The organism is Pseudoalteromonas atlantica (genome assembly GCF_043641955.1).
Classification (GTDB): domain Bacteria; phylum Pseudomonadota; class Gammaproteobacteria; order Enterobacterales; family Alteromonadaceae; genus Pseudoalteromonas; species Pseudoalteromonas atlantica_A.
Genome location: NZ_JBHZRV010000005.1, coordinates 85,253 through 111,005 on the forward strand (window position 1 = coordinate 85,253; position 25,753 = coordinate 111,005).

26 protein-coding genes are annotated in these 25,753 nt (G+C 39.7%); 9 read left to right on the plus strand and 17 right to left on the minus strand.

Features of this window, described 5'->3' with window-relative positions; translation table 11 throughout:
• Window positions 1-124 precede the first annotated feature (124 nt).
• Window positions 125-988: an RNA polymerase sigma factor RpoH gene (rpoH, locus tag ACHUE3_RS11715; protein ID WP_099294756.1), complete on the plus strand. Its 864-nt coding sequence runs from the start codon at window positions 125-127 to the stop codon at window positions 986-988.
• Between the two features lie 229 nt (window positions 989-1,217).
• On the opposite strand, the gene ACHUE3_RS11720 is transcribed toward rpoH, so the two are convergent.
• The 5 genes from ACHUE3_RS11720 to gpmM all read right to left on the minus strand — a co-directional run bounded on the left by ACHUE3_RS11720 (window position 1,218) and on the right by gpmM (window position 7,178).
• Window positions 1,218-2,054, minus strand: coding sequence for a DUF2971 domain-containing protein (locus ACHUE3_RS11720; protein ID WP_394192600.1), 837 nt, complete (start codon window positions 2,052-2,054; stop codon window positions 1,218-1,220).
• 341 nt (window positions 2,055-2,395) lie between these two features.
• Window positions 2,396-3,136: a divergent polysaccharide deacetylase family protein gene (locus ACHUE3_RS11725; RefSeq protein ID WP_394192601.1), complete on the minus strand. Its 741-nt coding sequence runs from the start codon at window positions 3,134-3,136 to the stop codon at window positions 2,396-2,398.
• Between the two features lie 60 nt (window positions 3,137-3,196).
• Window positions 3,197-4,453 (minus strand): S41 family peptidase, encoded by a 1,257-nt coding sequence (locus ACHUE3_RS11730; protein WP_394192602.1) that lies wholly within the window; start codon window positions 4,451-4,453, stop codon window positions 3,197-3,199.
• Between the two features lie 37 nt (window positions 4,454-4,490).
• Window positions 4,491-5,630: a murein hydrolase activator EnvC family protein gene (locus ACHUE3_RS11735; protein WP_394192603.1), complete on the minus strand. Its 1,140-nt coding sequence runs from the start codon at window positions 5,628-5,630 to the stop codon at window positions 4,491-4,493.
• Window positions 5,631-5,633: 3 nt separating this feature from the next.
• On the minus strand, window positions 5,634-7,178 hold the full coding sequence (gene gpmM, locus ACHUE3_RS11740) for a 2,3-bisphosphoglycerate-independent phosphoglycerate mutase (RefSeq protein ID WP_394192604.1): 1,545 nt from the start codon (window positions 7,176-7,178) through the stop codon (window positions 5,634-5,636).
• Window positions 7,179-7,381: 203 nt separating this feature from the next.
• On the opposite strand from gpmM, the gene ACHUE3_RS11745 reads away from it, so the two are divergent.
• From ACHUE3_RS11745 to gpsA, 4 genes are read left to right on the plus strand one after another with little or no spacing between them, the layout of a single operon-like run.
• Window positions 7,382-7,813, plus strand: coding sequence for a rhodanese-like domain-containing protein (locus ACHUE3_RS11745; RefSeq protein ID WP_099294742.1), 432 nt, complete (start codon window positions 7,382-7,384; stop codon window positions 7,811-7,813).
• A 30-nt stretch (window positions 7,814-7,843) separates the two neighbouring features.
• Window positions 7,844-8,101 carry a glutaredoxin 3 gene (gene grxC / locus ACHUE3_RS11750; protein ID WP_394192605.1) on the plus strand — a complete coding sequence of 86 codons (258 nt, stop codon included), beginning with the start codon at window positions 7,844-7,846 and terminating at the stop codon, window positions 8,099-8,101.
• 47 nt (window positions 8,102-8,148) lie between these two features.
• A complete protein-coding gene (gene secB, locus ACHUE3_RS11755) occupies window positions 8,149-8,634 on the plus strand; it encodes a protein-export chaperone SecB (protein WP_394192606.1) in 486 nt (161 codons plus the stop codon).
• A gap of 3 nt (window positions 8,635-8,637) precedes the next feature.
• Window positions 8,638-9,645, plus strand: a complete 1,008-nt coding sequence (gene gpsA / locus ACHUE3_RS11760) for an NAD(P)H-dependent glycerol-3-phosphate dehydrogenase (RefSeq protein ID WP_394192607.1) — start codon at window positions 8,638-8,640, stop codon at window positions 9,643-9,645.
• A gap of 88 nt (window positions 9,646-9,733) precedes the next feature.
• Here gpsA and trmL read toward each other — a convergent pair whose 3' ends face one another.
• Complete coding sequence (gene trmL, locus ACHUE3_RS11765) at window positions 9,734-10,198, minus strand: tRNA (uridine(34)/cytosine(34)/5-carboxymethylaminomethyluridine(34)-2'-O)-methyltransferase TrmL (protein WP_099294734.1); 465 nt, start codon at window positions 10,196-10,198, stop codon at window positions 9,734-9,736.
• Window positions 10,199-10,306: 108 nt separating this feature from the next.
• Between trmL and ACHUE3_RS11770 the strand changes: the two genes are divergently transcribed.
• Window positions 10,307-11,215, plus strand: a complete 909-nt coding sequence (locus ACHUE3_RS11770; RefSeq protein WP_394192608.1) for a cation diffusion facilitator family transporter — start codon at window positions 10,307-10,309, stop codon at window positions 11,213-11,215.
• Here ACHUE3_RS11770 and ACHUE3_RS11775 read toward each other — a convergent pair.
• The 3 genes from ACHUE3_RS11775 to ACHUE3_RS11785 are packed head-to-tail and all read right to left on the minus strand — an operon-like array spanning window position 11,182 to window position 14,217.
• On the minus strand, window positions 11,182-12,132 hold the full coding sequence (locus tag ACHUE3_RS11775) for an alpha/beta fold hydrolase (RefSeq protein ID WP_394192609.1): 951 nt from the start codon (window positions 12,130-12,132) through the stop codon (window positions 11,182-11,184). The genes ACHUE3_RS11770 and ACHUE3_RS11775 overlap by 34 nt on opposite strands.
• A 2-nt stretch (window positions 12,133-12,134) precedes the next feature.
• On the minus strand, window positions 12,135-13,550 hold the full coding sequence (locus ACHUE3_RS11780) for an ATP-binding protein (RefSeq protein ID WP_394192610.1): 1,416 nt from the start codon (window positions 13,548-13,550) through the stop codon (window positions 12,135-12,137).
• Entirely contained in the window at window positions 13,528-14,217 is a 690-nt protein-coding gene (locus tag ACHUE3_RS11785; RefSeq protein WP_394192611.1) for a response regulator, read from the minus strand. The genes ACHUE3_RS11780 and ACHUE3_RS11785 overlap by 23 nt, the downstream gene beginning before the upstream one ends.
• Before the next feature lie 185 nt (window positions 14,218-14,402).
• Here ACHUE3_RS11785 and ACHUE3_RS11790 point away from each other — a divergent pair, with 185 nt between their 5' ends.
• Window positions 14,403-14,936, plus strand: a complete 534-nt coding sequence (locus ACHUE3_RS11790; protein ID WP_394192612.1) for a Spy/CpxP family protein refolding chaperone — start codon at window positions 14,403-14,405, stop codon at window positions 14,934-14,936.
• Between the two features lie 86 nt (window positions 14,937-15,022).
• Here the strand turns inward: ACHUE3_RS11790 and yacG are convergent, their stop codons facing one another.
• The 8 genes from yacG to nadC all read right to left on the minus strand — a co-directional run bounded on the left by yacG (window position 15,023) and on the right by nadC (window position 23,523).
• The gene (yacG, locus tag ACHUE3_RS11795) at window positions 15,023-15,253 is read right to left on the minus strand and encodes a DNA gyrase inhibitor YacG (protein WP_394192613.1); all 231 of its coding nucleotides are present in this window, start codon (window positions 15,251-15,253) and stop codon (window positions 15,023-15,025) included.
• A gap of 340 nt (window positions 15,254-15,593) precedes the next feature.
• Window positions 15,594-17,273 (minus strand): type IV-A pilus assembly ATPase PilB, encoded by a 1,680-nt coding sequence (pilB, locus tag ACHUE3_RS11800; protein WP_394192614.1) that lies wholly within the window; start codon window positions 17,271-17,273, stop codon window positions 15,594-15,596.
• 114 nt (window positions 17,274-17,387) lie between these two features.
• A complete protein-coding gene (coaE, locus tag ACHUE3_RS11805) occupies window positions 17,388-18,023 on the minus strand; it encodes a dephospho-CoA kinase (RefSeq protein ID WP_394192615.1) in 636 nt (211 codons plus the stop codon).
• A 1-nt stretch (window position 18,024) separates the two neighbouring features.
• The gene (locus ACHUE3_RS11810) at window positions 18,025-18,930 is read right to left on the minus strand and encodes a prepilin peptidase (protein WP_394192616.1); all 906 of its coding nucleotides are present in this window, start codon (window positions 18,928-18,930) and stop codon (window positions 18,025-18,027) included.
• Between the two features lie 112 nt (window positions 18,931-19,042).
• Complete coding sequence (locus ACHUE3_RS11815) at window positions 19,043-20,272, minus strand: type II secretion system F family protein (protein ID WP_394192617.1); 1,230 nt, start codon at window positions 20,270-20,272, stop codon at window positions 19,043-19,045.
• A gap of 95 nt (window positions 20,273-20,367) precedes the next feature.
• The gene (locus ACHUE3_RS11820) at window positions 20,368-21,372 is read right to left on the minus strand and encodes an O-antigen ligase family protein (RefSeq protein WP_394192618.1); all 1,005 of its coding nucleotides are present in this window, start codon (window positions 21,370-21,372) and stop codon (window positions 20,368-20,370) included.
• Between the two features lie 383 nt (window positions 21,373-21,755).
• Entirely contained in the window at window positions 21,756-22,184 is a 429-nt protein-coding gene (locus ACHUE3_RS11825; protein ID WP_394192619.1) for a pilin, read from the minus strand.
• 493 nt (window positions 22,185-22,677) lie between these two features.
• Window positions 22,678-23,523 carry a carboxylating nicotinate-nucleotide diphosphorylase gene (gene nadC, locus ACHUE3_RS11830; protein WP_394192620.1) on the minus strand — a complete coding sequence of 282 codons (846 nt, stop codon included), beginning with the start codon at window positions 23,521-23,523 and terminating at the stop codon, window positions 22,678-22,680.
• Window positions 23,524-23,772: 249 nt separating this feature from the next.
• Between nadC and ampD the strand changes: the two genes are divergently transcribed.
• Window positions 23,773-24,318 carry a 1,6-anhydro-N-acetylmuramyl-L-alanine amidase AmpD gene (gene ampD, locus ACHUE3_RS11835; RefSeq protein ID WP_394192621.1) on the plus strand — a complete coding sequence of 182 codons (546 nt, stop codon included), beginning with the start codon at window positions 23,773-23,775 and terminating at the stop codon, window positions 24,316-24,318.
• Window positions 24,319-24,342: 24 nt separating this feature from the next.
• Window positions 24,343-25,194 carry a beta-lactamase regulator AmpE gene (ampE, locus tag ACHUE3_RS11840; protein WP_394192622.1) on the plus strand — a complete coding sequence of 284 codons (852 nt, stop codon included), beginning with the start codon at window positions 24,343-24,345 and terminating at the stop codon, window positions 25,192-25,194.
• Window positions 25,195-25,753: the final 559 nt, after the last annotated feature.

Below are 25,753 nucleotides of genomic sequence, written 5' to 3' on the forward strand. Positions count from 1 at the left end.
AAAGTAGAATAAAAAACATCGAAAAAATCACTTGCTTCAATCGAAAAAAAGATTTAAATTGAAGTTAGCACTCTCGGTTAAAGAGTGCTAAGATGGTTTCAAATGTTTATCACCGAGGTGAAAAATGAGTAAAGATTTATACGCAATGGCACTCACAGTTGGACAGCAAAGCGCGAGTATTGATGGTTACCTACAAGCGGTAAGTACAATACCTATGCTAGAGGCTGAGCAAGAAAAAGAGTTGGCGACCCGCTTACAGGAAGACGGCGATCTTAATGCTGCAAAGCAACTCATCATGTCTCATTTACGATTTGTGGCACACATAGCTAAAGGCTATTCAGGCTACGGCTTACCACAAGCGGATTTGATTCAAGAAGGTAACATCGGTCTGATGAAAGCAGTAAAACGTTTTGACCCATCAGTGGGCGTACGTTTGGTTTCATTTGCAGTGCACTGGATAAAAGCAGAAATTCACGAATTCGTGCTTAAGAACTGGCGTATCGTTAAAGTTGCGACCACTAAAGCACAACGTAAGTTATTTTTTAACTTACGTAAAAATAAAAAGCGCCTAGGTTGGTTTAACCAAGCTGAGGTAGCAACTGTAGCGAATGAGCTAGGTGTAAGTGAAAAAGAAGTACGTGAAATGGAGTCGCGCATGAGCGGCCAGGACATGGGCTTTGATTTAACTAGCGACGACAACGATGACGCGCCAAGCAGCACTTACTCACCCGTTCAGTATTTAACTGACGGCAGTAACGATTTAGCTGAAGAAGTTGAACAACAGCAGTGGCAAGAGCAATCTCACACACGTTTGTTTAGCGCATTAAAAACACTCGACGAACGTTCACAAGATATTGTAAGCGCACGTTGGTTGTCTGATGATAAGGCTACTTTGCAAGAGCTAGCTGCAAAGTACAGCGTATCAGCTGAGCGTGTTCGCCAACTTGAAAAAACAGCAATGAAAAAGCTACAAGCAGCAATGAGCTAACGCTTAACATTGTATAAATTTTTGAAAGCCCTGCATGAAAATGCGGGGCTTTTTGCTTTTAGAGAAGCTTTAAGTTTTAAGCGATAAGTCATAAGCATAAGTGACCACCGCTATTTTTCCCTCTTGCGAAACCCAACGAAAAAATACCCAACCATCTAGCGTCAGTGTTTTGCATTATCGGCTCTCTTGAATGTGCCATGAGCAGACGGGTCGTAACTTTATTCACTTGTTATAACTCAATGAACTCAAGGCCATACTCTTCATTTGATATTTTTGCTTGTTTAATTGTTATGTGAGGATAATTTTTTCTTACCACCGATAAAATGTGTTCTTTCACATTTTTTTCTATACAAGCACCTAAAATTATCTCTTTGAGCGCTGAATTTGGAAATTGAAATAGGTGTATCGGTAAGGATGTTGTACTAATAGTTTTTTCGCTATCTTCCAGTACAGCACACATTCTCCATTCTTGCTCATATTCCCAAGCCTTTGACTTTATTAAAAATAGCTCTACTCCACTCAATTGACTTACAAGTTTGGACGGTCTCATTTTACTGTATGAAACTTTACGCAAATGATAAAACTCATCAACCTCGCTTCTCTTTCTGTTGAAAAAGGGTGAATTTTTATCAAACCCGATACAGAACCCTTTATGCGAATACGCATAATGTGACCACATCAAAAGATTGTCGTTTTTTTCCGTTAGAGAAAGAACACCAATTAATGTGTTTGCTTTATCAACAAAAACTCTAGTTGTTTCACTGCCCATTTCTTTCAATTTAGTTTTCAAAGAAGGCCAATGCTGTTCATATAATTTACGTGTAACAGCTTCTAGCTGTGCAGGTGAAATTTGTGTGCGTATTTCTGAGGGTAATTTTTGAAGTTCTTCTTGGACGATTGTTTTAAGATCTTCATCCATAGCTTTATCTAACTCTTCCTTTGAGGCCACTGACGAAATTACAGGCTGAAATTCAAAAGGATCATTAAAATCGGCTGGCTGAGTAAAACGTATATGACCAGAGGCTAAAACATCAATTCTATCTGGCTCTAGGTATTTGAAAAGCAAAATACTCTCTCCTGGAGTTATAAGGGCGCTTATTGTCTTGTTATAGCAACAAACTACGCATTAATAAGCTTATTTTCATGAATATATGCGCAAAGAGAAGTTTGACCAATCAACTAACTATAGTAATAAGCAAATCTCGATGACTGGCTTTTGTTTAAAGCTGTCTATTAACTCATACCTTTAATCGTTGGGTTTCGTTGCTCTCAACCCAACCTACGTGATTAATTTAACGACGGACTATGCTGTTTGACAAGCACCTAGCACCTAGCACCTAGAACCTAAAATCTAAAATCTAAAATCTAAAACCTAGCACCTCGCTCCTTTCCCTTATAACTTTAAGCTTACCTTGCATTAACCGCTTTAGGTTCAGCTTGTGCGAGCTGTATGTATTTTCGCTCTACCAGCTGTGATAGTGGCACCAGTTCAAATCCTTGTTGTTCTAGTTCAGGGAGTTTACGCGATAAAAACTCAATGGTTTCAGGGTAGGGGTGAGCGATGGCTATAGCGAAATTATAACGCTGAGCTTTGTGCTTGAGTTCATCAAATCTAAATTGCAGCTGTTGCTCATTGGGGATGTTGTCTAAAAATACATGGCGACCTACATTTTCAACACCGTATAAGTTGGCAACGTTTTGGGCTTGGCTTAACCCTGTTGTGCGGCTATCTAAAAAGTACAAGCCACGCTGTTTGAGTACTTCCATTGTCCACTTCATTGGTGTGCTTTTTTGGGTCAGGTCTGAGCCCATATGATTATTAACACCTTTTACTTGCGGAAGGCTTGCAAGTGCATTGTAAAGCGTACTTTGTAACTGCTCTTTATTCATATCGTTGGTCAGTGCGCCAGGGCCGAGTGCTTTAGTTTGATCCAGCGCTTGCATTGGGACATGTAGTAAAAGCTCTTTATTAGTTTGACTGGCTAATTGCGCAAATATTTGAGAAAAAGGGGTGTGGGGCAAAATCGAATACGAAATTTTACCAGGAAGGTTGAGAGTTTCTAGGTCGCGTTGATGATTGCCAATATCATCAATCACAATGGCTATTTGTTTACTGTGTACATAACTAGGTAAAAGGCAAATAGCCATAATTAGCAAAAGTATTTTTTTCAAATTTATAATTTTTATTATCTTTTTATTTAAGCTACTTCACTTCATAGTAAGCAACTGCTTTGCTTTTAATAACTGTTGATCGGTTGGGTTATCACTAAACCACGAACCGTTGCTGTTTCCTTGTTCAGTTTTTATTATAGCGACTTTATTTATTTGTGAAAGTGTTGATTTATTAATCGCTACATCTGGAGCAACACCAATTCCATCAATTGATTTTCCTGAAGGTGAGAAGTATTTAGCCGTTGTTAGTTTTAAAGCTGTATTACCGTTACCTAAGGGAATTAATGATTGTACTGAACCTTTACCAAATGATTTATTGCCGACTAGAGTTGCGCGTTGGTTGTCTTTTAACGCTGCGGCAAGTATTTCGGCGGCTGATGCCGAGTTTTCATTGATCAATACAACAATAGGGGAGCCATTTAAAATATCACCAGCGCTGGCTTTATAATGTTGGTTGGCATCATAAAAGCGCCCTTTTGTGGTGACGATTGTACCGTGCTGTAAGAATAAATCAGCAACGGCTACCGCACTTTGCAGTGTGCCACCAGGGTTATCGCGTAAATCTAGCACAAGCCCTGCTAATGCTCCGCCATAGTTACTTTCAAGTTGTGCAAGCTGGCGAGAAACATCGTGTAATGTGTGGTTGCTAAAGCTTTTAATCGCCATATAACCCACACCATAGTCATACAATGCGCTTTTCACGCTTTCAATGTTAATTTCTCTACGGGTGAGTGCAAAGCTAAGAGGTTGCAAAGTATTGTTGCGCTTAATGCTTAACTGCACTGTTGCTGATTCACTCTTTAAAATCATATTTGCGACTTGGCTAATATCTTTATTAGCAACCGATTGATTATTTATAGCAAGAAGAATGTCATTTTGTTTGATACCTGCACTATGGGCAGGGGAGTTGTTTAGTGCATTAATAATGACAATTTGGTCGTCTTTGGCTTGTACTTCAATACCTAAACCTGTGTATCGGCCATTAGTGCTATTAAATAGGGCGTCTAGTTCACTTTCATCGAGGTATTTTGAATAGGGATCAAGTTGATTTAATAGTGTTTCGAATTGCTGTTTATCATTAAAACTACTTTGTAAGGAAAGATCTTCCACATAGTAAGCATGTATATTAAACAGGATTTCATGTTGCTGTTGTTTCTTTAGCTCATGGATAGAAGTAACGGCAAAGCAGTTTAGGCTAAAGCATATAAAAAACATTACCATTAAAGATTTTATGGCATTGTTGCTGGCTAAACAATTGGTTAGACGGTCAATAGTTGTATGTGTTGTTGGCATCAGCTGCTCCCCATTGGGTGCAGCACTGTTTAGTCAATTAAATGCGTCTGCACCATTTTACAGGATTTACTGCGCGTCCTTTGTGGCGTAATTCAAAGTATAGACCAGAATTTGCTTGTCCGCCGCTTTGCCCAACTAAAGCTATAATATCGCCTTTACGTACCGTGTCGCCTACATCTTTGAGTAGAGTTTGTGTATGACCATACAGGCTCATAAACCCTTCACCATGGTCTACTACAATCACCCAACCGTAGCCTTTAAGCCAATCTGCATATACAACTTGCCCGTTATGAATACTGCTTACTTGACTGCCTTCATTAGCGCTTATTAGCACTCCTTTCCAATCAATACCGCTATGCTTTCGCTGACCAAAGCGATGTGCAAGTTTACCTTTTGTTGGCCAATTTAAACGCCCTTTACTTGATTGTAAGCCAATCAGCTCAATGGTCTGATTTTTCTCTTTTTCGAGCTCTTGTAAGGTGGTAACAAGGGTTTTTTCGTTTTCTTTTAAATAGTTTATGGCGCCTTTAGTCGAATCAAGTTTCGCTTGTAATTCGCTAATATTATTCTTACGTTGTTTTTGCGCATCAACTAATGCTTGGTGCCGAGATTTTTGCTCTTGGTGTAATGCGACAAGGTGTTTTTTAGATTGTTCAAGTTCGGCTTGAACTGCTTCTATCTCAACCATTAACGCTTTTAATTCTTCTATTTGCTCTATGCGGGCTTTGTTAAGGTAGTTGTAGTAACTAAGGGTGCGTTCTACTTGTGCCGTGTTTTGTTGATTTAGTAGCATCTTTGCGTAGTCATTACCGCCTGACATATACGCACTTTTTAGTTGTGCAGCGAGTACGCGTTGTAGATTTTGTTGTTGTTGCTTTAATTTATTAGCTTGGCGTTGCTGTTTAGCTTGCTGTGCTTCGGTATCTTTAATCGATTGTTTTGCAATCGAGAGTGCCTTTGCATTCTTAGCTATGTTTAGTTCATATGCTTTTAAGGATTGTTGTAGTTTTGCAATGTCTTTGCGTTGTGTTGCTAATTCGGCTTCACTTTTCTTTAACGCATTTTGAATTTCAGAGAGGTCTTTTTTAGTACGGTCTTCATTCGCTATTGCCGGGGCAATAGCGAATAAAGTAAGTATTAACAGACTAATAATGAACAGGTTAACACTTTTTTGCATGATTTATTTCAATGTCATGATAGGTGTGCCAGTCATTTCGCTAGGCTGTTCCATGCCCATTAGGTGTAGCATTGTTGGTGCTACGTCACTAAGTGCTTTGCCTTCACTAGGTGTGGCGTCACGGCCAACATAAATGAAGGGAACGGGCTCGCTGGTATGTGCTGTATGTGCTTGCCCTGTTTTTGGGTTTGCCATTTGTTCTGCATTACCATGGTCTGCAGTAATAAGTGCTTCACCACCAAATTCATCAAGTGCAGCTACTACACGGCCAATACAGTTATCAACCGCTTCACAGGCTTTTACTGCGGCTTCAAATACACCTGAGTGGCCAACCATATCGCCATTAGGGTAGTTACAGATTATAGCGTCGTATTGTCCGCTCTTGATGGCTTCGACTAGTTTGTCGGTGAGCATTTCTGAGTTCATCTCAGGTTGTAAATCATAGGTAGTTACTTGAGGAGATGGTATTAACTCGCGGGTTTCGCCTTCAAATTCATCTTCACGGCCGCCACTGAAAAAGAAGGTTACGTGTGCGTATTTTTCTGTTTCGGAGATACGCAGTTGGGTTTTTCCATTTTTCTCGAACCATTCCCCTAGTACATTAACAAGTGGCTCTGGGGCAAAGGCCGCAGGTGCATCAATGTCAGCGGCGTATTCAGTGAGCATGACAAAACCACCTAGTTCAGGTGCTTTTTTCTTGGTAAAGCCATCAAAATCGGCATCAACAAATGCACGTGTCATCTCGCGGGCACGGTCGGCTCTAAAGTTTAGGAAAATAACCGTGTCGCCATCATTGATTTGCGCAGCTTGCTGTCCATTTGCTGCTATTGTTGTTGCGGCAACAAACTCATCGTTTTCGTCGCGGTCATATGCAGCGGCAAGTGCTTCAACACCGTTAGCAAAATTGTACTGTGCAATGCCGCTAACCATTAAGTCATACGCTTGCTCAACACGATTCCAGCGGTTGTCGCGGTCCATTGCATAATAACGACCAACGATAGAGGCTAAACGACCGCAGTTTAGTTCGTTAAATAAGGTTTCTATTCGTTCAATTGAGGCTTGGGCACTGCGTGGTGGTGTGTCACGGCCATCTAAAAATGCGTGGAAGTAGACTTCTTTCGCGCCACGGTTTGCTGCCATTTTGATTGCTGCAACAATATGGTCTTCATGACTATGAACGCCGCCTGGGCTTAAAAGACCCATAAGATGTACAGCTTTACCTGCACTTACTGCTTTGTCGATATTTTCAACAAGCGTAGGGTTGTGCTCAAACTCACCGTCGTCAATTGATTTGGTAATGCGCGTGAAGTCTTGATAAACAATACGCCCAGCACCTAGGTTGACGTGACCTACTTCAGAGTTACCCATTTGACCATCAGGCAGACCAACATCTAAACCAGACCCAGAAATTAATGTGTGTGGGCGGGTTGCCCAAAGCTCATCTAGTACAGGCGTATTTGCCGCTAGGATTGCGTTGCTTTGAGTGTCTTCGCGGTATCCCCAACCATCTAAAATCATTAATACGAGAGGTTTTTTATGCTGTGTCATTGTAGCTCCTGAAATTTGCAACCTGTTGGATGCTTAGCATACCGTGTTTTTGCTTGTGGATCAGCATTCAAATCAGGATATTAAAATATTTCACTCTCTGGTAATTTTTCATCAAGCACGTATACTTGCGAGGCTAGATTATAGCCCTGTTATTAATAACCCCAGCGCCTTTGGTGCGGGACAATTTTCATAGTGGAAGTCGCATGGAACAATATATTGAATTTATCGGAAATCATCCGATTTTAAGTTTAGCGTGGGTCGCTTTAGTTGCGCTAATTGTGGGTGGATGGTTTAAAAGTAAATTTTCAGCAATCCGTCAAATCAACCCGCAACAGTTAACGTTACTAATTAACCGTGAAGACGGCTTAGTTGTTGATATACGTGCACAAAAAGAATTTAATAATGGCCGTATTGCGGGTGCTGAGCATTTAAACCCTGAAAAAGCTAAACAATCTGACTTTTCAAGCCTTGAAAAGCATAAGAGCAAACCCATTATATTAGTATGTACAACGGGCATGACCGCTTCTGGTATTGCTACAGCAATGCATAAAGCAGGGTTTGAGTCGGTTTATGTTTTATCTGGTGGTATGGGCGCATGGCAAAGTGCAGGCCTACCAACCACAACAGGTCGTTAATAAATTTAACTGGCCGATAGAGGAATTAGTATGAGTAATGTTGTTCTATACACCAAAGCGTATTGTCCTTTTTGCCAACGTGCTTTGGCATTGCTTGAAAGTAAAGGTGTGGCGTATAAAAATATAGATATTGGTGTACAGACTGAGCTTCGCGCTGAAATGATTCAAAAAGCAGGTGGCGCAAGCACAGTACCGCAAATCTTTATTAATGATGAGCATATCGGCGGTTGTGACGACATGATGGCTATTGAAGCTCAAGGTAAACTTGACGCTAAATTAAGCGCTTAAATTAATTAACGTATTTATTATAAAAACGATTAAAGTTAGGAATTACAATGAACGAAGAAAATCAAAACGTAGCCGCTCAAGAATCTGGCGCACAATTTAGTATTCAACGTATTTACACAAAAGATGTGTCGTTTGAAACGCCAAACTCTCCTGCAATTTTTCAAAAAGAGTGGACACCTGAGGTTAAATTAGACCTTGATACACGTTCTAACAAATTAGACGAAGGCCTTTTTGAGGTAGTACTAGCATTGACTGTTACTGCTTCTATTGGTGAAGAAACTGCATTTTTATGTGAAATACAACAAGCGGGTATCTTTACTGTAGGTGACCTTGAAGAAGTTCAGCTTGCACATATGCTAGGTGCTTTTTGCCCTAACGTTTTATTCCCGTATGCACGTGAAGCTGTTTCTAACTTAGTTAACCGTGGCACGTTCCCACAGCTTAACCTTGCACCAGTTAATTTTGATGCTTTGTTTGCTCAGTACATGCAGCAGCGCGCAGCGCAAGCTGATCAGGCAACTGCAGACGCATAATTTATGAGTACAGCAAATTCAGCTGTTACTGTATTAGGGGCGGGGTCTTATGGCACCGCCCTTGCTATTTGTTTAGCCCGAAATGGTCATAAAGTGACACTTTGGGGACGCAATAGCGACGACGTTGCCACGCTTGCAGCTGAGCGGAAGAATCAACGTTACCTACCCGATGTTACTTTCCCTGACACTCTTCACCTTGAATGTGATTTGCATCGCGCAGTTTGTGATAGTCAAATTATTTTGGTTGTAGTGCCTAGCCATGCATTTGGTGACACATTGCAACAAATCAAACCGTCGTTACTCGAAGGTGCAGAGGTTGCATGGGCTACCAAGGGGTTAGAACCCAATACAGGTCGCTTATTACAAGAAGTTGCACAGCAAGAGCTGGGTGATGACGTGCCTTTAGCTGTGGTTTCTGGCCCTACTTTTGCTAAAGAAATGGCAATGGGCTTACCTACAGCAATTTCAGTGTCATCAACTTCACCTGCTTTTGCAAAGCAATTAGCAGATTTATTGCATTGTGGCCGCTCGTTTAGGGTGTATAACAATGATGACTTTATTGGTATTCAGCTTGGTGGTGCGGTTAAAAATGTTATCGCAATTGGTGCGGGTATGTCTGATGGCTTTGGTTTTGGCGCGAATGCGCGTACAGCGCTTATCACTCGTGGCTTAGCTGAGCTTTGTCGATTAGGCTGTGCACTTGGCGCAAAGTCAGAAACCTTTATGGGCATGGCTGGTCTTGGAGATTTAATTCTAACCTGTACAGACAATCAATCTCGTAATCGTCGCTTTGGCTTAGCGCTAGGCGGAGGTAAAGGGGTGGATGCTGCTATCGAGTCGATAGGACAAGTAGTTGAAGGATACCGCAATACCAAAGAAGTGTATTTACTTGCGCAGCGTACCGGTATTGAAATGCCTATTACAGAACAAATCTATAAAGTCCTTTATGAAAATAAAGACGTTAAAGAAGCCGCGATGGCATTGTTAGGTAGAGAGCAAACGTCTGAATAATTTTTAGTTTTAATTGTTTAGACTTAAATAGTAAAGCGCGATTTATATCGCGCTTTTTTATTTTAAGAATGCGTTTTTACAAAGCTCATTACTCTGCGTTAGGAAACCCAAGCTGACGCCACGATTCATACACAAACACTGCAACTGCATTTGATAGATTCATACTGCGGCTATTCGCTTGCATTGGGATACGTACCCGCTGCTCCCCAGGTAATGATTGTATTAGTTCATCAGGAAGGCCACGTGTTTCAGGGCCAAAAACAAGGCTGTCACCTGCTTCGTATTGTGCTTGGTGATGAAACTGGCTGCCCTTAGTAGTGCAAGCATAGACTTTTTTTGGTTTACACTTTTCTAAGTAGGCTTCAAATGAAGCGTGTCGCTGAACATTACTAAACTCATGATAGTCTAAACCCGCTCTTTTAACGCGCTTATCATCCCACTCAAAACCTAGTGGCTCAATTAGATGAAGTGAAAACCCAGTATTGGCACATAGGCGTATAATATTACCGGTATTAGGCGGAATTTCAGGTTGGTATAAAACGATATCGAGCATGAGCGTGCCTTATTATAAGCTAATTTTCTACTCGGGTGAGTATACACTAAACATTTAAAAAAAATGATATACTCTGCTTATTAGAGTTGCTCACATGTAGGTAGAACAGTGCATCATCGCAGTTATGAGTTTTGGGTTAAAACAGCCAGTGTGGTTACCATGGTAATGGTCAGCCTAATGATTGCAACCAAATGCTGGGCTTGGTTAGCGTCAGGCTCAGCGTCTATGTTGGGCTCTCTTACTGACTCATTAATGGATATTACCGCTTCTGCGATGAGTTTTTTAGTACTTGGGTATGCTCTTCGCCCTGCTGATGACGATCATCGTTTTGGTCACGGTAAAGCTGAAGCTTTAGCGGGATTGGGGCAAGCGGCTTTTATTGCAGGTTCGGGGTGTTTGCTTGCGTTTCACGGTATTGAGCGTTTATTTAACCCCGTTGAATTAAGTCATTCAATGCTCGGGGTTTGGGTAAGTGCGTTTGCAATTTTGTGTACACTGGTGGTGGTGTTTGTGCAAACTAAAGTGATTAACCATACAGAATCCATTGCCATAAAAGCAGATTCGGTTCACTACAAAGGCGACCTTATCTTAAATGCTGCCGTGTTAGTTGCGATTTTATTAGCAGGAAATGGCGTTCAGTATGCAGATCCTATTTTCGCGATTGGTGTTGCAGGGTACCTACTTTATAACAGTTGGGATATTGCAAAACAAAGCGCAGATCATTTAATGGATAAAGAGCTGCCCGATGATGAAAAACTTCAAATAGTTGAAATTGCCAACAGCCATAAAGACGTTTTTGGTGTACATGATGTAAGAACGCGACAAGGTGGCAAGGTTAAATTTATACAAATGCATTTAGAGCTTGAGGATACACTGCCACTCATTAGGGCGCACTATGTGGCCGATGAGGTCGTCGAAATGATTCAGCAACAATTTGATTGTGAAATGGATATTCTCATCCACCAAGACCCATTATCATTGAGTCAGGCTGACGTTACTGAATTACAAAACTCGTAAAAGCGTGTTAATACGGCTTTTCGGATGCTGTCTTGCTCAAAAAGGAGCTCATGTTTAGCATCGCTAAAAGTTTCTAAAATTGCATTTTTCTGTAAGTGGGTAATGGTGTGTTGTGCAGTGTTATCAACTACGGTGTCTAACTGCGCGCTTGCAATAAACATTGGGATAGAGAGTGTTAAATGTGGCGCGTCTTTAATAAATTTAAAGGCAGCATTTAACCACCCATATGTAACCCCACCTAACTGTACGCTGGGCTCTTGTTGATAAACCTGTCTAAATAATTGGTAGCGAACTTCGCTGCCCGTTAAGGTGTTTTGCGCAAATGCTTCAGGTTTATAGTTGCCTTGACCCAATGCGTATAATTTATTTAAACCCATAAAACAGGCAATTTTAGCGACTAGCTTAGCAATTGGTTTTGGTGTGCCTTTAGTGTAAATATCAAACATAGGCGCTGATAAAAATACGCCACTGTAGTTATGGTCAAACTGGGTTAAAAAGTTAAATGCGATTGCTCCGCCCATTGAGTGACCAAGCATTACTTTTTTACCTTGCCAGTGCTGCGCTATAATTGTTGAATCAAATATGGCTAAATCATTGGCGTAATCAGAAAACACATTAACAAAGCCCTTATGCGGGTTTTTTAATGCGCGGTATGAGCGCCCCTGGCCTTGATGATCCGCAATGAAGACGGCGTAGTTATTGTTATATAACTCCCATATTAACTCTCTGTATTTATCTAACCCTTCAATACGCCCTGAGCTTATTACGATTGCTGTGTGAGCTTGTTTGGGAATCGCGTAGCCATAGTATAAGTTGCCACTGGGAGTTGCTAGGTGTTGCTTAGTTACCTGTTGAGTAAAAAAGTCGTCAATGTACTTTTGCTGCTCAAAAAGAGTGTGTTCAGTGCTATAAAACATGGCTATGGCTGCTTGTAAATAGGTAAAACAATGTGCACACTCAAACCACCTTGAGTCTGATTGTGTAGTGTTAAATGCCCAGAGTGGGCTGCAATCGCATTTTTTGCAATTGCCAATCCTAAACCTGTGCCACCACTGGTTCTATCTCTGGCGTCAGATTGTCTAAAGAATGGTTCGCACAATCGGGCTAAGTTTTGCGGTTCAACACCTGGGCCATCATCACTGATCTCAATGTTGATAGCATCTGTTAGTGTAAGCTTGATAGAAATGGATTGCGCTGCGTATTTTATCGCATTACGCAGAATATTCTCAAGTGCGCTGGCGAGCAAGCTTTCATCACAGTTTATGTCAACATTGAGTTGCCCTTCAATATGTAATGTTTTATTGCTTTGTTTTGCTTCAAACTGTGCATCATTTAATACGTGAGTGATGATCACTTGCATAGATTGTTTGTGTAACGACAGTGGTTGGCTTTTTGCCTCTAAGCGTGAAACTTGCAGTACATCTGCAATCATTTTATCGAGCTGATTAGCTTCTTTTTCAATGCGCAGTAAATAGGTTTGATTTTTATCCTCAGCTTGCATTTGGGCAAGGCCTGTCGCCATTTTTAAACGAGTAAGCGGTGAGCGTAGCTCATGGGAAATGTCAGCTAGTAAGCGTTTTTGTGCAGCAATTAGTTGCTCAATTTGCGTTGCCATGCTGTTAAACTCTCGGCCTAATATCCCCAGCTCATCTTGTCTGTTTTCATTAATGTTTGCACGGGCTGTTAAATCGCCTTGTGACAGTTTGTTGGCTGCTTGTTTTAAATGATTGATCGGGGCAATTAAATTTCGACTAAATACAAAGCTCAGCGCTAATGAAGCAACTAAAGCAACGGCAATTTTTAACCATATAGGCATTAACTTTAAGCGTATTAAAAATGGAGGCTGATTGTTTTCATCTATTTCGTATAAGTAAAAAGTGCCTTCAGGGAATGTTGTTTTGATTGGCCCAAACGCTACAAAGTTTTCAGTAAAAATAACTTGTGGCGACATGTTTTTAGTAAAGTTTACAAGGCTCAAATCAATATCACTTGCGGGAGGGCGACTTGTGATTGAGTTCTCAGGTTGATCTGAATTTAGATAAAGTAGTTTTCGCTTAGCTAATCGTGGATGTTGCAAGATATCTGCAGCACTTTTTTTATGCTTTAAAGCGATTCGCTCAAAACTTTTGGCTGCATATTCTAAGTTCTTTAACATTGGGCCCTGAAGCTGCTCATTACTGACTTGGTTTATTGCTAGATTACTAAGAAATACCAAAGATGTAATGGTGCCTATCACCGTTAGCCAAAACCAAATAAATATTTTAAAAAACAAAAAGTTTTGAGGGTGTTTTAGCCAAGCAAAGTGAGTTGTTTTATTCTCCTTGGATAAAGACATAACCGGTTCCTCGCATCGTTTTAATTCGCTCTGCACTGTTATGCTCTGCTATTTTTTTACGAATATTACTCACATGCATATCAATTGAGCGATCGAATGCAGCTAAGCGTCTGCCCAGTACTTTTTCGCTTATTTGTTCCTTACTAACAACGTCGCCAGCATTTTTAACAAGTAAGGCAAGTACTTCATATTCGGTTCCTGTTAGGCTTAGCAAGCTTTCATCTATGTAGGCTTCACGAGCGGCAAGATTGATTGTTATGCTGTTTACATTAAGCTTGTTGGCTTGGGTGTTGCTCAAACTAGTAATATGTTCTATTCGACGAGTAATTGCTTTTACTCTTGCTAGTAATTCTCGATGGTTAAAGGGCTTTGGGATATAGTCATCAGCGCCAAGCTCTAAACCAAAAATACGGTCAAAATCTTCACCTTTGGCAGTTAGCATGATGACAGGTGTTAACTTTGTTTGCCTTAGTTGCTTTAGTACATCAAAGCCGTCGAGTTTAGGTAGCATTACATCAAGTAAAATTAGCGCGTATTCATGTTTTAGAGCTGTATGTAAGCCTAACTCACCATCATGAACACACTCGATTTCATAGCCTTGTGCACACAGGTATTCGCTAAGTAATTCACATAGCCCTATGTCATCGTCAATCATTAATAGTTTCATTTAGCTAACCTTATCATGCTGCAATATCGCTATTTTACGCTCTAATATGCATAAAAGTGAACCTTTACAAAACCTTTACATTGCTTTGCGTTGCTTTGCATTGCCGTTGCTATAGTTAACTTACTCGCTAAGGCGGCAACGAAAGTCAACCAAGACAAAAGACATACAACCAAAAGGTAATGATTATGATCACACGTAAACTCACTAAACTAGTATTGATTTGTGGTTTAGCTACAACAGCACTTGGTACAGGCGCTGTAATGGCTAAAGGCGGTATGCACCATGGTAAAGGCATGCCAGAAGCGGGCTTTTTACTTTCTGAGCGTGGTGCTGCAAAACTAGATCTAACCCAACAGCAACAGGCACAGTTAAAAGCAGCATTTGAGGTTCAAAAAGAGCAAATGAAGGCAATGCGCGGCGATAAAGAAGCGCGAACAGCGCAGCGTGATACTTTTAAAGCTCAAAAGGAAACCCTGTTAGCAAAAGCAACGTTTGACGAAAGCTCCGCACAAGAAATTATAGATTTACGCGAAGCTAAAATTGAAAAATTTGCTATGCAAAAACTTAAAATGGAGCACAGAGTATGGCAAATTTTAAATGCCGAACAGCGTGAAAAGTACACTAAAATGAAAAAGCGTTTTGCTAAAAAAATGAAAGATAAAGGTCATCGTAAAGGCAAGCGTGGCGATAGAAATGCGGATGAAAAAGCTGAAGGTTAAATTATTTTAAGCTCAATGATGATTAGGCGAAAGGTAACTTTCGCCTTTTTGGGCGTTTACGGGGAGTCCATATAAAACCTTAGTCGCTATTTAAAAAAGTCGTCATCATTTTTGGCGAGCATTTCTTCAATATCTTCAATCATATCTTGGCTCAAGTCATCAGCTGATGTAATGGGGGCTGAAATTTTATTATTTTCAAACGACCACTCACCTAAATCAATTAGCTGGCAGCGCTTTGAACAGAACGGACGATGCGGGCTTTGCTCAGACCATTCAACATCAGCTTTACAGGTTGGGCAGTTAACTACAGTTGGCATAAAATATTCTCATTTAAATTTATTATCCAGAGTTCAGGTTACTAAGCCCTTTACTCAGCTTATTAGTTTAGGGTCTATTATTGTGAATAAAGCATTGGGGAGCTATTTTACAAAGAGAAGTGAATGAGAGCAAATGAGATAAAAAATATATGCAGGTCGTCATTTATGGCGACAATATGCACTTATTAAGCGCAGTACTTTATGGCTTCTTTTCGAATGAATAATATGGCAATTAGTTTTAAGCCGAGGCTATCACTCAAGGCTAAAACCGGCACCTGGGATTAGAAAAAGACGCTAGGCTTTTGGCTATCACCTAAAACCTAGCACTTTTAATTTACATTTAAAAACTTGTTACTCGGTTTATTTCAGCAAGTGATGTGACACCCGCTGCTGCTTTTCGAAGACCTGATAAGCGTAAGTTATTAAATCCGGATTTTAATGAGACCTCTGCAATTTCCAAAGAATTACCGCCACGCATAATGATTTGTGCTATTTCAGGAGTTATTTGCATAACCTCGTAAACACCTACACGGCCTTTGTAACCTTCGGTACAGCTGTCACAACCTTTTGGTGCAAAGAGCGTAAGCTCACTGATTTGCTGTGGTGTGAAGCCTTGGCGTTGTAACTCTTCGGCAGGTAGGGTTTCTGGTGTTTTGCACTTCGAACAAAGGCGACGAGCTAGTCGCTGGGCAATAATCAAGCTAATTGAGCTGGCAACGTTGTAAGCAGGTACGCCCATATTTAATAAACGGGTAAGCGTTTCGGGGGCTGAGTTAGTATGCAATGTGGACATAACTAAGTGACCCGTTTGCGCCGCTTTTATCGATATTTCAGCGGTTTCAAGGTCACGGATCTCACCAACCATCACTACATCGGGATCTTGGCGCAGGAATGCTTTTAGCGCATTGGCGAAGGTCATATCAGCTTTTGGGTTTATTTGTACTTGGTTGATGCCTTCGAGGTTAATTTCAACCGGGTCCTCCGCGGTACTGATATTGCGCTCAGGCTGATTAAGAATGTTTAGCCCCGTGTACAGTGATACGGTTTTACCAGAGCCTGTTGGACCTGTAACTAAGATCATGCCTTGTGGTTGTTGCAGCGCATCCATGTAGAGCTTTTTCTGCTCAGGTTCGTAACCAAGTACATCAATGCCAAGCATGGCACTGGATGAATCGAGGATACGCATTACTATTTTTTCACCCCAAAGAGTAGGGAGTGTGCTGACACGAAAATCGATACTTTTACGTTCAGTAATTTTAAGCTTGATACGGCCATCTTGTGGTTTGCGCTTTTCTGCAATATCTAAACGCGACATAACTTTAATACGCGCAGATAAGCGAGTGGCTAAACTGTTTGGTGGGCTGGCCATTTCATGCAAAATACCATCGATACGAAATCGCACACGGTACTTGTGTTCATAGGGTTCAAAGTGAAGATCGGACGCGCCTTTTTTAATCGCATCCATCAATATTTTATTGATATAGACAATGATTGGCGCATCATCTTTATCATCTTCAGTGTTTTTTTGTGGCTCATTAGATGAGTCTGTATCTAAATCAGCAAACTCTTTAAACTCATCTTCGCTTAAGTGCAAGCTGCCAGTAGCATCGAGTAGTTGTTCAATTTTATTATCGAGCTGGCGGTAATCCACAACAACCACTTCGCATGACAGGCCGGTGCTAAATTCAAAGTTTTCAAATGCGCCGTAATCAGTCGGATCTGATGCTGCTATATATAACTTACGGCCTTTTTTGATTAGGGGAAGTATATGGTGCTGCCTGATCAGTTTTTCTTTGATCAAATCTTGGGGTATGAGCCCAACATCAAAATCTTTTAAATCAAAATGCGGGACACGAAAAAAATCAATACATTGCTCGGCTAACTCTTGCCCGCTTATGCCACTGCATTTTGCAATGAGCTCCGCAGTGGAGTTAAACTCACGTTGTTTTAGTTTAACGTCTTCTGCGTCAACACGGCCTAACGTGATATATTTTCGAAGTAATGGTGAATTAATATTCATTGTGCACCCAGTTAAATCTTCTAGTGATTGCAATTTATCAGAAAAAAGAATGGTATAACATCTGTCTTGTCATTTTAGCGTTAAAAAGCGTAAACTTTATCGAGAGTGTTAAATTTAGCGGCTAATTTCATTAAATGCTATTGCATGCATTAAATACTGTGAGTGTAGTATTTGTACGTCGCGTGCAACCAGTTTTAAATCACGATTATTATCAAGCACATCATCTGCTTTTGCTAATTTATCTTCGCGTTTCATTTGTGCTGAAATGATACTCTTTGCTTGCTGCTCACTCACATTATCGCGGCGAACTGTTCTGCTAATTTGCACTTCAACAGGTACATCGACCACTAAAGTATGTTGGCAGTATTTATCTAAACTATTCTCAAATAAAAGCGGGGCAACGAGTACAACATATTCACTGGTTGCACTGTTTAAATCGCTGAGTATTTTTTCTCTTATTAGTGGGTGTAATAAGTTATTCAACCATGTTTTTTGAGTTTCATCAGCAAAAATAATTTGACGCAATTGTGCGCGGTTTAAAGAGCCATCGTCGTTGAGTACTTTATCACCGAAATGGGCTTTAATTTCTTTTAATCCTTCAGTCTTTAGCGCAACGACTTCACGCGCGACAATGTCGGCATCAACAACAGTTATATTAAACTGTTCAAACATATCACTCACAGCACTTTTACCAGAGCCAATGCCGCCCGTTAACCCAAGAACCCATTTATGAACTGTAGAAGGAGTCATATTAATAACCTAAGGTGTTAAAGTAGTAGTGCTGAATCTGTTCGCCCCACAATAATGTTACCCAACCAGCGATCGCTAAATAGGGGCCAAAAGGAATTGGCGTGGCTTTGTCTTTGCCTTGAATACTTAGCAAAACGATGCCAATAACAGCGCCAACTACACTGGAGAGCAAAATAATGGTGAGTAATGACTGCCAACCAAGTAGGGCACCAAATACGGCAAGTAATTTAAAATCACCATAGCCCATCCCTTCTTTACCTGTTATTAGCTTAAATAGCCAAAAAACGCTCCACAAGCTTAAGTACCCACAAGCAGCACCAATAATAGCTTCTTCAGGTGTCACTGTTGTTATACCAAATACAGAGGCAATTAACGCCAGCCATACTAAGGGGAGAGTGAGTTGATCGGGCAATAACATGTGATCAATATCGATAAAAGTAAGGGCAATAAGCACCCACGTAATGACAATATAAAGCAGGGCTAAATTAGATGCCCCTATACTTATAGCGACAACTAAACTGAGTAGGGCAGTCAGCATTTCAATAATAGGGTAGCGAACCGAGATTGGGCTTTGGCAACTGGCACATTTACCTTTGAGTAGTAGCCAACTAATAACAGGAATATTCTGCCAAGGTTTAATTGCTGTTTTGCATTTAGGGCAGGTTGAATTAGGCTTAATTAGGTTAAACACTTCAGCAACTGCTGTTGGTTTATCTGCGCTTTTTAATTCATCAGCAAGCAATAACCTGCATTCACTGCGCCACTCACGCTGCATCATTTTTGGAATGCGATAAATAACCACATTTAAAAAGCTCCCCACACATAAACTAACAAGGCCAATAGTGAGTAAATAAAACCATAAATGACTTTGCATTACAGTGATTATGTCGAGAAAAAATTCGTGCATTACATACCTAAAAAATCAAGTTGAAAATCATTTTTACAAGGGGGAAGGGCTATGATGAGCACACCTAGGGCCTTTCACTTCCCTGAAACCTAGAGCCTTTCCCTTACAGCTATTAAATAACCGAACCAAGCTGGAATATGGGTAAGTACATGGCGATGATCAAACCACCCACAAGTACGCCAAGTACAGCCATAATTAATGGTTCAAGCAAACTTGATAGGCCATCAACGGCGTCATCCACCTCTTGCTCATAAATGGTCGCAACTTTTGCCAGCATACCATCTAGTGAGCCAGACTCTTCACCAATAGCGACCATTTGAACTACCATATCGGGGAAGATTTTAGAATTACGCATGGCCCAGTTCATCTGATTACCAGAGCTCACCTCCGCTTTAATATCTAAAATAGCATAACGATAAACTGCATTACCTGACGCACCCGCTGCTGAGTCGAGTGCATCAACTAAAGGCACGCCAGCAGCAAAGGTGGTTGATAGTGTACGGGCATAACGTGCAACCGCTGCTTTATTTAAAATCATACCAATTACTGGTAGTTTTAAAATAGCTCTATCGTTTGCATCGCGCAGTTTTTTACTTTTAAGTAGCGCTTCTTTATATGCCCAACCAAACCCAACAATCGCAATGAGTATTATCCACCAATATTCTTGCATAAATTCAGAAATACCAATCACCATTAAAGTAAACGCAGGGAGTTCTGCGCCAAAGCCAGCGAAAATATCTTGGAACTGGGGAACTACAAATATAAGCAAAATCGATGTGACTATGCCCGCTATAACAAGAACCGAAATAGGGTAAAACATTGCCTTTTTAATTTTTGATTTAAGCGCTTCTGACTTTTCTTTGTACAGTGCAACGCGGTCAAAAATTTTATCAAGTGCACCCGATTGCTCACCTGATGCAACTAAATCGCAATATAAATCATCAAAGTACCTTGGATGCTTACGCAGTGCATTTGATAAAGTATCACCCGCTTTTACTTCATCACCAATCTTAGCCATGAGTGAACCGACGCTTTTGTTTGTTGCGCCAGAGCCTATCATCTCAATAGCTTGAATCAGTGGTACACCCGCCATGAGCATAGTAGCTATTTGGCGCGTAACTAATGCAATGTCTTTCGGTGTTATTTTTTGTACATTCTTAATGCCAAACAATGGCTTTGCTTTTCGTTTTACTTTTGAAGGGGTAATACCTTGTTTGCGTAATTGTGCTTTAACTAAAGCGATACTGGTACTAGAAAGCTCACCCTCTAGCTTTTTTCCTCTGGCGCTGACACCCACCCACTCAAATGTATCTAATCCTTTATCTTCTTGTTTTTTTGCCATTATGAACGTCCAGATTAATCTTTGTTAAAACAATTGGTTCAGTATAAGTAGAATAACTTAATCTTGTTAGTCTGAATACTGTGGCGTTAGTTAATTTAGTGTCTTTGTCCTACAGACCAAAAGCGTGGTCCTATCGTATAACCTTTTTCAGGGTCAATGTTATCGTAAATACTTAGAATTTTATTTACGTAAAGGTAGCATGCAAGCATAAATAAAATAGCTATCACTAGTTTAATCCAGTTACCTATTTTACAAGACACACTTTGAGTGATGTATATTCTGCCAAGAAGCAAACCCCACATTAAGAATAAAAGCGTTTGTGATACAGGCATTACATGCACACCAGAAAACAAGGAATATGCCATCCCAATTACAAATGAGTAAAAAATAGCTTCAGTAATTATATCTTTTTTAGCGTATTTCAAATGATAGATGGATTTTTTAACCGTTTTAGCTACAGCAATTAAAAGGCATAAGAGTGCAAGCCCCCCCCATTCATTTAGCACTTCTATAATTGAGTTATGAGGATGGCTAAATGGCGCTGAGCTCCCTATTGACATACCAAAAATACCAGGCCCATTACCAATAAAGATATTTTTTAAACTTAAGTTAGATAGTGTAGTTAGCCATAAATCAAGACGTCCAGATGAACTTGTTCTAAGGATCTCTGTACTTCCTTTATTGAGAGAATCCAAAAAATAAAAAGCTAAAAAGGCGAGCATAAGACTGATTAGGCCAGTTATGATTTGTTTCTTTAATGTCGTTTTTAAGGCGAGGGCAAGTATACAAATTACTAAAAATGATAGTATGGCTCCTCTAGCTTGGCCTATAAACATAAGCAACAAGTTTAAAAACAATATTATAAAAACAATACGCTGAATGCTTTTAAACTTTAGCAATAAAATTAAAAAAGGAAGAATGAAGACTTGTACTTGGTTAAAAAAACGTATGTTGATAAAGCCTGAGTATATTACGTAGCGGTTCAAAGGTTGCTGCTCATAAAGAGTAAATACAATGTTTAAAGTACATATCAATACAAGCGCAGTATGTGCGACTATTAACCCATAAATTAACGTTAATATCGATTTTTTATCGCTCAACTTCGTTACATAATACGTGGCCATTACTAGTAATAAAATATGGAATGTATACATTAAACTAAATTCCACTTCATTACCAAATAGCGACGCGATTACCCCCAAACTTATAAAGGCTAGCAAGTATTTAAAAATATGATCGTTTTGTATCTTAGGATAATTTTTTGATGTATTTAAATTGATAATGAGTAATAGACTAATGCAGAGAAGTGTGGCTACTTGAATAATCCGCTGGTGATTGTGATAGTCATAAGAAAAAGTAGGAATTAGAGGTAATAAAGTAAGCGAAGAAAAAAAAATTATTAGGTATTTAACTATTAGGTTTTGTAATTTCATTGGATATAAAATAAAGCGCCAAAAAAGGCGCTTTATGAAGTTTTATATAATTAAGAAGCAGGGCAGCTTTTAGGTGCTAATGACTTATCACCTGTAATCCCACCCGTAGCACATGACCATGCACCAGATGCATCATCTCTAGTCCATGTGATTGTGGCGCCATTAACTTGTGAAGGGGCATTTACGATTGTACATACAATGGTAGTACCTGTTGCAGTAATAGTGCAGTTTTTAGTTGATGTATTTTTAATGCTCTTTAAATCTGAGATTCCAGAGATAGTCTCTCCGTTATTTCTCTTAATTTCAAACTCAGTCTTAGCACCTGTAATTTCAGCTAAACCAGCAGTTAGTTTTGAAGATGCTTGATAATCAGAATAAGCAGGTAGTGCTACTGCTGCTAAAATACCGATGATTGCTACTACAATCATTAATTCAATTAGGGTAAAACCCTTTTGACTTTGTTGTGTCATTTTTTCCATGTTCCTCTCCTAAAGGATAGTATGTGTGTAAGTTAAATTGATTTACACGTTAAGCGGGTTGCGCATTAAAGAGTATAAGCAACTTTTCTTACTGTTTTTTTAAATGATGCGTTAATACTTAATTTACTACTTAATCTAATACTGAACCTAAATTAAAAATAGACTATTAAATTTACTTTAGCACTAAAACATTGTTTTGGAAGTCACTTCTTTAACATTGGTCTGTACTTTAAGAACTTTCCTAGTGATTTAAGGGCGTTCAGTGCAGTTTTTGCAATCTAAAGTGGCTGTGCTTAGTAATTAAATCTAGTTATTTAGGTTTGGTGTTTTTACGTTTCATCAAACGATGGTTTTATCATAGCATCGTTTTTTTGTAAAAAGGGAACTCTAATTAACAGTTTGTTACAAAATAAGCCTTTCGGCGTATTTAATGATTAATTGCTTAAAATGTCAACGTTTTAGGTAAATAATATATTCATTAAACTTGGAATATTTACTCGAATCGCATGGATAAATCAATTGATTGTAAATTTTTTGTAAGTGCGCCGCTTGAAATAAAATCTACTCCGGCTTGCGAATACGTTTTAAGCGTTTCTATTGTCATGTTGCCTGATACTTCAATTTTAGCTCGCTTGTCCGTTAGTATAACTGCCTGTTTAATTTGCTCGGGTGTAAAGTTATCAAGCATTATAATATCAGCACCGGCTTTAATAGCTTGATCTAGCTCATCAAGTGATTCAACTTCTACTTCAACAGGTTTATCTGGGTGATTCAATTTTGCTTGTGAAACTGCATTTTCAATGCCGCCGCATGCCGCTATATGGTTTTCTTTGATAAGAAACGCATCAAACAAACCAATACGATGGTTTGCACCGCCGCCACATTTTACTGCGTACTTTTGCAAAGCACGTAAGCCTGGGATTGTTTTACGGGTATCAAGCAGCTGTGTTGTTGTTCCTGCTAATTCCTTAACATAATGTGCGGTAGTTGTGGCTGTGCCTGATAGGGTTTGTACAAAGTTAAGTGCGGTACGTTCTGCGGTTAAAATAGCGCGTGCAGAGCCTTTGGCTGTAAACAAGGTGTCGTTGGCTTTTATTGCGTCGCCATCATTCACTAACACATTAACCTGTACGCTGGGATCAACTTGTTTAAACACCTCTAATATAATGTCTTTACCACAAAAAACGGCGTTTTCACGGGTGATTACTTTGGCGTTTGCTTGCTGTGCCTGTGGGATTAAGGCAGCCGTAATGTCACCTTGCTCAGCGCTTTGGTAATTTAAGTCTTCATCAAGGGCAAGTTTTACTAACTGGCTTAAAAGGCTGTGTGGAATAGACATTATAAAAGCTCATTATAATTAGGAGATTGGCAAAATTTTACTATGTTTGCATAACAAATAGAAGAGGTATGACCCCTTTGCTATGGGTTGTTCAAAATTATTTTAGATAGACTAGTATCTGAAGGCACAAATACACTCAATTACGACTCGTTAAATTAAACCTGTTTATTATAGTAAGTTATTGCCTGCTTTTATTTATATGTTTTATCCTTTAGCATCTTCAACAGAGTGTAATAATGGTTTTATAGCATGCAAATTGATTGTGAAGGAAGGCTCGAAGGTGCAACACAGCGTGAATGTGCGCACTTTGATGCACGCCCCTTTGGAGAAGAAATATCGCTATTAGTAATTCATAATATTTCGTTACCAGCAGGGGAGTTTGGCACTAAGTATGTTGATGATTTGTTTATGGGAGCAATTGATTGCGATGCTCATCCAAGCTTTATTGATTTAGACGGCTTAAGGGTCTCTGCTCATTGCTTTATAAAGCGCACGGGTGAAATAGTGCAGTATGTTCCTTTTATACAGCGGGCCTGGCATGCTGGTAAGTCTGAGTTTTTAGGGCGCAAACAATGTAACGATTTTAGTATTGGCATTGAGCTTGAAGGAACCGACACTAGCGGTTATACCCAAAGTCAATATAATACATTACAATCAATTACTAAGTTATTGATGAATAAGTATCCTTCAATAAATAAAGCACGTATTGTTGGACATTGTGATATTGCACCTGGGCGAAAAACCGATCCTGGTGAAAGTTTTGACTGGCAACATTTTTTTGCCGACCTAAATTAACTTGGCTTCACTAAAGAGAACATTATGATTTTAATTTCAATAATTATCGCATTAATTTTAGAGCGCCTTGGCGCGCGCTCTGACTATTGGCAGATAAGCCATTACGCACAAGGTTATTTAGCGCGTTCTAAAAAGCAATTGAGTGAAAATGGCCTGTTTAACTCAGCGTATGGTTTTTTGGTCTGGCTAGTTTTGCCCGTTATCGCAACTGCGTTAGTTTATACGTTTTCTGATTTTGTGGTGTGGCAGTTAGTCGTTAATATAGTGGTGTTACTTGTTTGTTTTGGCTGTGCCAAACAGCGCGCATTGTATAAATCATATTTAAATGCACTAACCCGTGATGATAAAGAAGCTGCGACTTTATATGCTTTGCAAATGGGGCAGAAAAAAACTGAAAATGAACCCGGTGGTGAAACGTTTGGACAAACACTGGCTTGGATTAATTTCCGTTTTTATTGTGCAGTGATTTTTTGGTTTGTTATTTTAGGTGCTCCAGGCGCTGTATTTTATGCGTTAGTACGTACTTACGCCGACTTGGTGCGCGAAGATAAAAAAGTACCTTATGCAGCTCGTTTCAAACTTATTCACACACTACTTTTCTGGCTTGATTGGTTACCTGCACGTATTACCAGCTTTGGTTACCTTGTAATTGGTAACTTTAATAAAGGTACAAGTTGTTTGCTTAGGTATGTGTTTGATTTCTCTGTTAGCAACCGTAAAGTTGTGGCTGATACGGCATTAGCCGCAGAGCAAATTGAGCAAGCGCACTTTGGTTGCACAGTAGAGGCAACATGCATGATGAAGCTAGTTAAACGTAACGTTTTATTTTATCTAGTACTAATAGCACTGCTTACCTTATTTGGTGGGCTGGCGTAAAAAAAAGTTCTAGGGAAGTGACTAGGTGCTATTTATATTTATAGCCCGTAATTTTTTAATAGCTCTAAGTGATTTATTCACAAAGAGGTTATGAGGCGTTGCGCTTAAGAGTCATATAAAGTGTAGAGGTGTAGGTCGCGCTTTAGCGCGTCATTTTTATTTAATCACAAATAAAAATGACGCCATGAATGACGACCTACATGATTGCTAGATACATTTTTAGCCCGAAGCTCGCTACCCTTAGCCCGTGGTTTTTTTCATTTACTTCTCTTGGTGCAAAGATATTTAAGTCATTTACTGGTATTAAGTTGTCCGCTTCTCAAGTGGTAATTATCTGGTCAGACCATTTGAAGGCCAAGCAAAAAAACCTCCCAAAGCCTCTCGTTATAACCTACTGTTTATTCTTTGAGCTAAATGCGTTAGGCTGTTTTGTTGTATGTATTCTTAGTGAAATTGACAGCAAACTTGCTTTTTGATAACGTATGGCTCAAATTTGGTATGACCAATTTACCTGTTGGTTTCAGCTATAGGCACTATCTGGTTGTTTAAGCCAGAGCCC